We start from the raw sequence: 9654 nt of genomic DNA, 5'->3' as shown, positions 1-9654 counted from the left end.
CAGACCCCCACCCGACCCGGCCCCTCCCTACTCCCGAACCCCCCACCCCCGCCCGCGCAACCCCGCCGCCAGCGCCCGCGCCATCTCCGGCGCGACAGCCAACTGCACATGACCGACCTGCTGCCCCGTCGAGTGCTCGATCGTCACGTCCTCGATGTTCACCCCGAGGGCGCCGACCTCGCCGAAGAGGCGGCCGAGTTCGCCGGGCTGGTCGCCGAGGACGACGGTGACCGTCTCGTAGCGGGTGGGCGGTGCGCCGTGCTTGCCGGGGATGCGGGCCTGGCCGGTGTTGCCGCGGCGCATGACCGCCTCGATGCCGGCCGCGCCCGCGCGCCGCTCGCCCTCGTCGGCCGCCTGCAGGGCCCGCAGCGCGGTGACGGTGTCCGCGAGGTCCGCGGCGAGGTCGTCCAGGACGTCGGCGACGACGCCCGCGTTCGCGGAGAGGATGTCGATCCACATCGCGGGGTTGGAGGCCGCGATCCGGGTGACGTCGCGCACGCCCTGCCCGGAGAGCCGGACGGCAGTCTCCTCGGCGTGCTCCAGTCGCGCGGCGACCAGCGAGGAGAGCAGTTGCGGGGCGTGCGAGACCAGGGCCACCGCCCGGTCGTGCTCGGCGGCGTCCATGACGATGGGCATCGCGCCGCACAGGGCGACGAGTTCGAGGGCGGCGTTGAGCGTCTCGGTGTCGGTGTCGGCGGTGGGCGTGAGCACCCACGGCCGGCCCTCGAACAGGTCGGCGGTCGCGGCGAGCGGGCCGGAGCGTTCGCGGCCGGCCATCGGGTGCGAGCCGATGTAGTGGACGGTGTCGAGCCCGAGCGCGGTGATCTCGCCGCGCGGCCCGGCCTTGACGCTGGCGACGTCGGTGTAGCAGCGGGCGAGGCCGCGCCGCTGGCAGTCCGCGAGGACCTTGCCGACCAGGGCCGGGGGGACGGCGATGATCGCCAGGTCGACGGGGCCTTCGGGGAGTTCGGTGGTGCCCGCGCCGAGCGAGGCGGCCGTGCGGGCGGCGTCCTGGTCGGCGTCCTCCAGGTGGACGCTTATGCCCCGGCGGGTGAGGGCGAGCGCGGCGGAGGTGCCGATCAGTCCGGTGCCGATGACGGCGGCTGTGCGCATGGCGGCTTCTCGTCTCCCGGGTGCGGTGCACGTCTGTCGCCCCATCCTCTCGTACGCCCGGATGCCCCCGCATACCGCCCCGGTGCGGCGTCCGGCGCGGTGTCCGGGCCGACGCGCAGCGGAAATCCGGGTGCGGCGGCGGGGGTTGGGTGCAGACTGGGCGCCCGGGTCCGGGGTGCGGGCCAGGCGGCGAAGGGGGCCAGGTGGCGGGGCAGCGGGCGGTGTGGGAGTCGAGGCTGGACTCGGTGGTGGTGCACGCGGTGGGCGCGGTGTGCCGGCGCCGGGCGTCGGGCGTGCTGCCGGCGGACGGCCGGGTGCGGGTGGCGGGGCTGCCGCGGCTGGCGGCGGCGGGGTCGCTGCGGGTGCGGGTGCTGTCGGGCGGCGGCAGGGTCGCCGAGGCCCGGATGGGCTATCCGGCGCGGGTCCGCGACGAGGACGAACTGCCTTCCTGGGACCGCGAGTTGAGTGCTCTCCAGGCCGAGGTCGAGCTCTTGGAGGAGCGTCGGAGCCGGCTGGCCGAGCGGATCGCCGAGGTCGCGGCGCTGCGCGCGGTGCCGCCGCAGCGCCGCCGGGACGAGGGGCACCGGCGGGCTCCGGCGGACGCGGTGCTGGCGCTGGCGGACTTCGTGGACGCCCGGTTGGAGGTGCTGCAGGAGCGGGCGGTGGAGCTGGCGCAGGAGCTGCGTTCGGCGGAGCACGCCTTCGCGGTGGCGGCGGCGCGGGTGCGGGCCGGTTCGAACGCCGAGCAGCCGGGCGGGGTGGAGGCGGAGGCGTGCGCGGACTTGACGGTGCGCGGCGAGGGGCCGGTGGAGCTGGAGGTGGAGTACGCGGTGCCGGGCGCGGTGTGGGTGCCGACGTACCAGTTGGCGCACCGCCGGGGTGAGCGTTCGGCGCGGCTGGTGCTGCGGGCGTCGGTGGCGCAGCGGACGGGCGAGGACTGGTCGGGGGTGCGGTTGGCGCTGTCGACGGCGAGCCTGACGGGTCCGGGCGCCCTGCCGGAGCTGGCGTCGCTGCGGATCGGCCGCCGGCAGGCGGTGCCCGCGCCGTCGGGGTGGCGGGCGCAGCCGGCGGGGCTGTCGGGGCTGTTCGACGGCTGGCAGGACGCGCAGCGTTCGAAACCGGAGCCGCCGGCGTTCACGGCCGCGGCCGGTGCGGTGGCGGGTGCCGGTGCGGTGCCGGCGCCGCCGTCGGCGAAGCGGGCCCGCCAGGGTGGTGCCCGTCCGGGGGCCGGGGCGGCCGTGCCGCGGGCGGTGGGCGGCCCGGTGGGGGCGGGTCCGTCCTTCGGCTCGTCGGCCCCGCCGGTGCTGGCGGCGCCGATGGCGCCGGCGGCCGCCGCCCCGCCGCCACCGCCGCCCGGCGCCGTGCCCCCCGGCGCGGCGTACGGCTTCGCGGGGGCGCCGTCGTTCGTACCGGATCCCGGGGCCGGAGCCGCGCCGCCACCGGACCCGCGTCCGTCGGCGGACCAGTTGGACTACGCGGCGCTGGTGCTGGCGGGCCCGGAGCAGGGCGGGTCGCGCCGGGGCCGGCTGTTCCCCGAGCCGTCGCCGTCCGACCCGGGCGGCGCGCTGCGCGGCGCGCAGGAGGTGGGCCTGCTGCCGCTGCCCCGGTTCGGGTCGCCGCCGCGGGTGTCGGCGGGTTCGTTCGACCACCGCTTCGACGCGCAGGCCCCGGCGAGCGTCCCCTCGGACGGGGTGTGGCACACGGTGGCGGTGGCGGAGCTGCCGGTGGGCGTGCGCGCCGGCTACGTGTGCGTGCCGTCGGTGGAGGAGGCGGTGTACGGGGTGCTGGAGCTGTCGAACGCGACGGCGCACGCGCTGCTGGCCGGCCCGGTGGAGGTGTCGGTGGACGGCGACTTCCTGCTGACGGCGGGGCTGCCGACGCTGGCGCCGGGCGGGGTGCGGGAGTTGGGCCTGGGCCGGGTGGAGGAGGTGCGGGTGGCCCGGCACGCGGAGGTGCGCGAGTCGACGTCGGGGGTGCTGAACTCGACGACGGTGCTGGAGCACGGCGTGCGGATCGAGCTGGTGAACCGGCTGCCGCACGAGGCGTCGGTGGAGGTCCGCGAGCGGGTCCCGGTGCCGGGCGACCCGGAGGTGCGGGTCGAGGAGCGGCCGGGCTGGTCGGCGCCCGCGGAGCCGTCCGAGGGGCTGCCCTCCTCGGCGCGGATCCGCCGGGTGGTGGTGCCGCCGGGAGGTTCGGTGGAGCTGACGGGCGGTTATGTCATCCGTATCCCGGCCGGTAAGGCCGTGGTCGGCGGGAACCGGAGGAGCTGAACGTGTACGAGGAGACGATCCCCCTTCCGGTGACCGCGGTGACGTGCCTGGAGGACCGGGCGCAGCTGGAGCGGACGGCGGAGCTGGAACTGCCGCCGGGCGTGCACCGGCTGCGGCTGGGCCCGGTGACGGCGCTGGCGGTGGACCGGTCGCTGCGCGCGGAGGTGCTGGACGGGCGGGGCGCGCCGACCGGCGCGGTGAAGGTGCTGGACGTGCGGCTGGTGCGGTCCTGGCAGCCGCCGGCGCCGCTGCCGCCGGGCCCGGACGATTCGGAGCTGCGCCGCCGGGTGCACTCCCTGGAGCGCGAGCACCTGGCCGAGTCGCACCGCCAGGAGCGGCTGCGGGCCCGGCTGGCGCTGCTCGGGCAGCTCGCGGCGGACCTGCTGCGGGAGATCGGCGAGGGCGCCGGCCGCGGCGAGCTGGAGCAGGCCCGCTGGTCGCGCGAGCTGGACCGGGTGGACGCGGAGCGCGAGTCGTACGGCGAGCGGTTGCGCGCCTCGCGGCTGCGTTCGGCGGAGCTGGCCTCCGAGCTGGCCCGGGCCGAGGAGGCGCTGGAGCTGGCGGAGCGGGAGCCGGACGAGCTGCTGGCGTTCGTGGAGCTGTCGGTGGAGTGCGCCGAGCCGGGCCGGTTCCTGGCCCGGGTGGGGCACCTGACGGCGTGCGCGCTGTGGCGTCCGGCGTACCGGGCCGAGCTGGTGGGCGGCACGCTGCGGCTGGAGAGCGACGCGGTGGTGTGGCAGCGCACCGGCGAGGACTGGTCGGGGGTGCGGTTGACGCTGTCGACGGCGCGTTCGGCGCTGGCGGGCGAGCCGCCGGGGCTGGTCGAGGACCGGCTGGTGCTGCGGGAGCGTTCGGCGCAGGAGAAGAAGACGGTGGAGGTGGAGCTGCGCGAGCAGGCGGTGCCGGACGCCGGCCCGCTGGAGCCGGGCCTGCCGGGGGTGGACGACGGCGGCGAGGTGCGGGTGCTGCGGGTCGGGGACCCGGTGTCGGTGTCGGCGGACGGGCGGGCGCACCGGGTGCCGGTGAGCGCGTTCGAGACGGCGGCGCGCAGCGAGTTCTCGGCGGCGCCGGAGCTGTCGGAGGCGGTGACGGAGGTGGTGTCGTTCCGCAACGCCTCGGGGCACGCGCTGCTGGCCGGCCCGGTGGACCTGGTGCGCGGTTCGGGCTACACCGGCCGGGGCGCGCTGGAGTTCGCGGCGCCGGGCGCGCCGGTGCGCCTGGCGTTCGGCGCCTCGGACGGGCTGCGGGTGGTCCGGGAGGCCGACGAGCGCCGCGAGGGCGCGGGCCTGGGCGGCCAGCGCACCCTGGTGACCCGCACGGTGCGGCTGCACCTGTCGCGCTTCTCCGGCCCGGACGAGCAGTCCGACCGGGTGGTGGTGCTGCGCGAGCGGATCCCGGTCTCGGAGGTGGCGGAGGTGCAGGTGCGGCTGCGCAAGGAGCACTGCTCGCCGCCGCCGGACGAGCTGGACGCGGAGGGCATCGCCCGCTGGGAGGTCCCGCTGCCGCCGGGCGGGCGGCGGACGGTGACGCTGGTGTACGAGATCGCGGCGACGGCGAAGGTGGCGGGCCTGTGAGCCGCGCCCCGCGCCGGGCCGCCCGGACCTCGAAAGGTACGAAGGAGTCATGATCTACCACCTCGCCCCGCTGGACGACTGGCTGCGCGAACCGGGCCGGCCGTACACCGCCGCGTCGCTGCTGACCGAGGGCTTCCTGCACTGTTCGCCGGACGAGCCCACCGCGCTGGCGGTGGCCAACGCGTTCTTCCGGGACGCCCCGGAGCCGCTGATGGCGCTGCTGATCGAGGAACGGCTGGTCGAGCCGATGGTGAAGTGGGAGGCGGCCACCGGCGGGCCGCCGCCGGGCGCCACCGAGGGGGTGCTGTTCCCGCACATCTACGGCCGCCTCAACCGGACGGCGGTGCTCGGCCTGGAGAAACTGGAGCGCGGCCCGGACGGCCGCTGGGCGGCGCTGCGCCCCTGGAGCTGACCCCGCCCTCCCGGCGGGGCCCGGCGGCTCCCCAGGGCCCCTTGACGGCCCGTCGACCCGCCCTGTCGCCGGGCCGGCCCGCGGCGCGCGGCCGCGCTCAGAGCCAGCCGCGCTCGCGGGCCGCCATTCCGGCCTGGAAGCGGGTGGTGGCGCCGAGTTCGCGCATCAGGCCCTGGAGGCGGCGCTGGGTGGTGCGGGCGCTCCAGCCCAGCGAGCGGGCGATCGACTCGTCGGTGAGGCCGGCCGCGAGCAGGCCGAGCAGTTTGAGGTGGTCGGCGCCCGGCCCGGGGCCCTCGCCGTCGCCGAGCACGGTCTGCAGCGGCACGGCCCGCTCCCACTCGGCCTCGAACAGCGCGTCCAGGGCCTGGAGCAGCGCGGAGGGGTGGATGACGTAGGCGGCGTCCAGCACGCTGTCGCCGACGCTGATCGGGATGATCGCCATCTTGTCGTCGGCCATCATCATCTTCATCGGCAGCACCGGGCGGACCCGGGCCTCCTCGCCGTCCTCGACGCCGGTGAGGATCTCCTGCTCCAGCCGGCCGGGCCAGGCGATCGCCTCCTTGTCGAAGACGGTGCGGATCCGCACCCCGGACTTGAGCTTGGCCCGCTGCCGGGGCTGCTCCACCGTCGGGTCCTGCACGTAGGGCGGGCAGTCGAAGCCGCGGATCTGGTACTGGCTGGACTCGATCAGGTGTTCCAGCCGCTGGGCGATGGCCTCGCCGCCGGTGAGCACCTCCACCGAGTGCGCCGGGTCGGTGTACCGGGAGGCTTCCCGGAAGGCGTCCATCAGCCGGTGCATCTCGGCGCGGGCGGAGCGCAGTTCGGCCTCGCGGTGGCCTATCAGGGTGCCGATGGCGACGTCGGGGGCGACCGAGAGGTAGCGCTCGCGGTCGACCGGGGCGCGGGTGGCCATGCCCTGCTCGGCCAGCCGGTCCAGGGCCTCGCGGCACTGCTGCAGGGTCAGGCCGCAGTGCTCGGCCAGTTCCTCGGCGGTGGACTGCGGCGCGACGACCAGCGCGGCGTACACCTGGCCGTCGGGCCGGCCGAGGCCCAGCACGGTGAATGCGTCCAGCATGGTGGTGGTTCCTTCCCCCGCCGCCCTGTGGCCTGACACGGTGGCGCACTTCCGCCACGCGCCGGGGCGAACTTCGGTGGCAATCTTCTGCCACCGGGCGGAACGATAGCAAGGCCGTGCGGTGTGCCTCACATGTCAAGTGCCGGTCAGGCCCGTGCGCACACGCACCGGAGCCCGTCCACCGCGGTGCGGTGGACGGGCTCCGGTGGTCGGCTGCTAGAGGCCGACCTCGCGCATCAGGGTGCCGACCTCGGGGTTGGTCAGGCGGCGCAGCCAGCCGGACTTCTGGTCGCCCAGCGTGATCGGGCCGAACGCGGTGCGCACCAGCTTCTCCACCGGGAAGCCGACCTCGGCCAGCAGGCGGCGCACGATGTGCTTGCGGCCCTCGTGCAGGGTCACCTCGACCAGGTAGTTCTTGCCGAGGTTGGAGATCACCTTGAAGCTGTCGGCGCGGGCCCAGCCGTCCTCCAGCTCGACGCCCTTGGCGAGCGTCCGGCCGAGGTCGCGCGGCAGCGGGCCCTGGATCGCGGCCAGGTAGGTCTTGGTGACGCCGTACCGGGGGTGGGTGAGGCGGTGGGCCAGCTCGCCGTGGTTGGTGAGCAGGATGATGCCCTCGGTCTCGGTGTCGAGCCGGCCGACGTGGAACAGCCGGGTCTCCCGGTTGGTCACGTAGTCGCCCAGGCACTGCCGGCCCTCGGGGTCCTCCATGGTGGAGACCACGCCGGCCGGCTTGTTGAGCGCGAAGAACAGGTACGACTGGGTGGCGACGGTCAGGCCGTCCACCTTGATCTCGTCGTTCACCGGGTCGACCCGGCGGCCCTGCTCCAGCACCGTCTCGCCGTTGACGTCGACCCGGCCCTGCGAGATCAGCTCCTCGCAGGCCCGGCGGCTGCCCATGCCGGCCCGGGCCAGCACCTTCTGCAGACGCTCGCCCTCCTCGCCGACCTCCTTGCCGGGGCCCTCGTGCCGGGCCAGCACCCGGTCCTCGATCCGGCCCTGCAGCTCCCGGGAGCGCTGCGGCTGGCGCCGCGGGTCGCCGGGCGCGCCCTGCCCCTCGCGCCGCGGCCGGGGAGCCCCTCCGGGCTTGCGGGAGTCGTACGCCCCGCGCCCGGGCGTCGCGTTCGGCCCGCCGCCGTACTCGGGCCGGTCGTACCGGCGCTCCTCCGGACGCGGCTGCCGGCGCTCCTCGCGCCGCGCGCCGCCGCCACCGCTGCCGCCACTGCTGCTGCCGCCGCGCGACCCGTACGAGCCGGAGCCCGACCCGCCGCGCCCGCCGCCGTACGACGAGCCGGAGCCCGAACCGTACGAACCGGAGCCGCCGCGGCCCTGGCCGCCGCCGCCGTACGAGCCCGCGCCCGCGCCCGAGCCCGAGCCGCCGCGCGAGGACTGCCCGCCGCGGCCGCCGGAGCCGCCGCCGTAGGACGACGATCCGCCCCGGCCCCCGCCCTGCTGCCCGCCTCGGCCGCCCTGCCCGCCCCGGCCCTGGCCGCCGCTGTTCCTGCCGCTGCCACCGTTGCCACTACTACGCATCAAAATGTCCGTACGTCGATATCCGTCTGGTCGGCCTGGTTCGGCCTCGGCCCTTCCTGTGCGGCGGCGACCGCCTGCGCGATCATCGTGCCCTCCAGGGACTCCGCTTCCACGTCGTCGACCTCGGGCAGGAAGGGCGCGAGCTCCGGCAGCTCGTCCAGGCCGCGCAGCCCCATCCGTTCCAGGAAGTAGTTCGTCGTCCGATACAGGATCGCTCCGGTCTCGGGCTCGGTGCCGGCTTCTTCGACCAGTCCTCGCTGTACCAGGGTACGCATCACGCCGTCGCAGTTCACACCACGGACCGCGGAAACCCTCCCGCGCGACACCGGCTGCCGGTACGCGACCACCGCCAGCGTCTCCAGCGCGGCCTGCGTCAGCCTGGCCTGCTGCCCGTCCAGGACGAACCGCTCGACCGCGGCCGAACACTCCGCGCGGCTGTAGAACCGCCACCCGCCGGCCACCTGCCGCAGCTCGAAACCGCGTCCCTGCGCCGTGTACTCGCCCGCCAACTCCCGCAGTACGGCGGTCACTTCCTCCTTGGAGGCGTCCAGCACCCCGGCCAGCCTGGCCTCGGCGACCGGCTCGTCGGCGACCATCAGCACCGCCTCCAGCGCCGCCCGCAGCGGCAGCCCGCCCGACGGTTCGCCCGGCCGTTCTCCCGTCGGTTCGCCCGGCTGTCCGCCCGTCGGTTCGCCCGACTGTCCGCCCGACTGTCCGCCCGACTCTTCTCCCGGCGGTGCTCCGGGCAGCGCCAGGACGCGCTCCACCGGCTCGACGCGCACGCCGTCCGGGTACGCCGACTCCTGCCACTCGCCGGGCCGGGGGGCGCCCGGCAGGCCCAGGGGCCTCCTCGCGGGCCGCTCGGTCATGCCCTGCCGCCTTCCCCGCCGCCCGCCGGGCGGTCGAACTCGTCGGTCACCTCGACCCGCCGCCCGGAGGCGGCGGTCCAGCGCACCACCAGCTCCTCCAGGGCCCGCGGCTGCTCGAAGTCCAGTGCCTTCTCCCGGTACAGCTCCAGCAGCGCCAGGAACCTGGCCACCACCACCAGCGCGTTCTCCGCGTCCGCGACCAGCTGCCCGAAGGTGGCCTCGCCCAGCTCGCCGAGGCGGTGCGCCACCAGCTCGGCCTGCTCGCGCACGCTCACCGGCGGCGTGTGGATGTGGTCCACGTACACCGTCGGCTTCGGCTTGGGCGCGAACGCCCTGGCGGCGAGCCGCGCGAACCGCTCCGGGCCGATCGACAGCACCACCTCGGGCAGCAGCAGCGCGTGCTGCGGCTCCAGCGCGACCGTCCGCGGCCGGCGCAGCGCCTCGGCCTCCCAGCGCTCCGCGAACAGCGCCGCGACCCGCTTGTACGCCCGGTACTGCAGCAGCCGCGCGAACAGCAGGTCGCGCGCCTCCAGCAGCGCCAGGTCCTCCTCGTCCTCGACCTCCGCGGCCGGCAGCAGCCGGGCCGCCTTGAGGTCCAGCAGGGTCGCCGCGACCACCAGGAACTCGGTGGCCGCGTCCAGGTCCCACTCCGGGCCCATCGCCCTGATGTGCGCGACGAACTCGTCGGTGACCCTGGACAGCGCCACCTCGGTGACGTCCAGCTTGTGCTTGGCGATCAGTCCGAGCAGCAGGTCGAACGGCCCCTCGAAGTTCTCCAACCGGACCTGGAACGCCATAACGGAACATTCTG

General features: G+C 76.1%; 8 protein-coding genes. 3 read left to right on the top strand and 5 right to left on the bottom strand.

Annotated features, from left to right (window positions below; genetic code table 11):
• Positions 1-27: 27 nt before the first annotated feature.
• Positions 28-1113, bottom strand: a complete 1086-nt coding sequence (locus OO48_RS28850) for a prephenate dehydrogenase (RefSeq protein WP_033221545.1) — start codon at positions 1111-1113, stop codon at positions 28-30.
• Between the two features lie 203 nt (positions 1114-1316).
• Between OO48_RS28850 and OO48_RS28845 the strand changes: the two genes are divergently transcribed.
• The 3 genes from OO48_RS28845 to OO48_RS28835 are packed head-to-tail and all read left to right on the top strand — an operon-like array spanning position 1317 to position 5369.
• Positions 1317-3383: a DUF4139 domain-containing protein gene (locus OO48_RS28845; protein WP_245194846.1), complete on the top strand. Its 2067-nt coding sequence runs from the start codon at positions 1317-1319 to the stop codon at positions 3381-3383.
• The gene (locus tag OO48_RS28840; protein ID WP_033221540.1) at positions 3380-4957 is read left to right on the top strand and encodes a mucoidy inhibitor MuiA family protein; all 1578 of its coding nucleotides are present in this window, start codon (positions 3380-3382) and stop codon (positions 4955-4957) included. Before OO48_RS28845 ends, OO48_RS28840 begins: the two co-directional genes overlap by 4 nt.
• Before the next feature lie 49 nt (positions 4958-5006).
• The gene (locus tag OO48_RS28835; RefSeq protein ID WP_033221538.1) at positions 5007-5369 is read left to right on the top strand and encodes a DUF952 domain-containing protein; all 363 of its coding nucleotides are present in this window, start codon (positions 5007-5009) and stop codon (positions 5367-5369) included.
• A gap of 97 nt (positions 5370-5466) precedes the next feature.
• Here OO48_RS28835 and OO48_RS28830 read toward each other — a convergent pair whose 3' ends face one another.
• The 4 genes from OO48_RS28830 to OO48_RS28815 all read right to left on the bottom strand — a co-directional run bounded on the left by OO48_RS28830 (position 5467) and on the right by OO48_RS28815 (position 9640).
• Positions 5467-6444: a helix-turn-helix domain-containing protein gene (locus OO48_RS28830; protein WP_033221536.1), complete on the bottom strand. Its 978-nt coding sequence runs from the start codon at positions 6442-6444 to the stop codon at positions 5467-5469.
• A 216-nt stretch (positions 6445-6660) separates the two neighbouring features.
• Entirely contained in the window at positions 6661-7974 is a 1314-nt protein-coding gene (locus tag OO48_RS28825) for a pseudouridine synthase (RefSeq protein ID WP_033221534.1), read from the bottom strand.
• Positions 7974-8570, bottom strand: a complete 597-nt coding sequence (scpB, locus tag OO48_RS28820; RefSeq protein WP_245194847.1) for an SMC-Scp complex subunit ScpB — start codon at positions 8568-8570, stop codon at positions 7974-7976. Before scpB ends, OO48_RS28825 begins: the two co-directional genes overlap by 1 nt.
• A 269-nt stretch (positions 8571-8839) precedes the next feature.
• On the bottom strand, positions 8840-9640 hold the full coding sequence (locus tag OO48_RS28815; protein WP_033221527.1) for a segregation and condensation protein A: 801 nt from the start codon (positions 9638-9640) through the stop codon (positions 8840-8842).
• Positions 9641-9654 lie beyond the last annotated feature (14 nt).

This window comes from Kitasatospora phosalacinea, from assembly GCF_000716545.1.
Taxonomy (GTDB): Bacteria; Actinomycetota; Actinomycetes; order Streptomycetales; family Streptomycetaceae; genus Kitasatospora; species Kitasatospora phosalacinea.
Note: the sequence above shows the minus strand (reverse complement) of the source record. Positions and strands in the feature narration are given on the sequence as shown.

Coding starts and splice junctions, on each gene's coding strand:
- OO48_RS28850 (WP_033221545.1), bottom strand. CDS start 1,113: ATGCGCACAGCCGCCGTCATCGGCACCGGACTGATCGGCACCTCCGCC.
- OO48_RS28835 (WP_033221538.1), top strand. CDS start 5,007: ATGATCTACCACCTCGCCCCGCTGGACGACTGGCTGCGCGAACCGGGC.
- OO48_RS28830 (WP_033221536.1), bottom strand. CDS start 6,444: ATGCTGGACGCATTCACCGTGCTGGGCCTCGGCCGGCCCGACGGCCAG.
- OO48_RS28825 (WP_033221534.1), bottom strand. CDS start 7,974: ATGCGTAGTAGTGGCAACGGTGGCAGCGGCAGGAACAGCGGCGGCCAG.
- scpB (WP_245194847.1), bottom strand. CDS start 8,570: ATGGTCGCCGACGAGCCGGTCGCCGAGGCCAGGCTGGCCGGGGTGCTG.
- OO48_RS28815 (WP_033221527.1), bottom strand. CDS start 9,640: ATGGCGTTCCAGGTCCGGTTGGAGAACTTCGAGGGGCCGTTCGACCTG.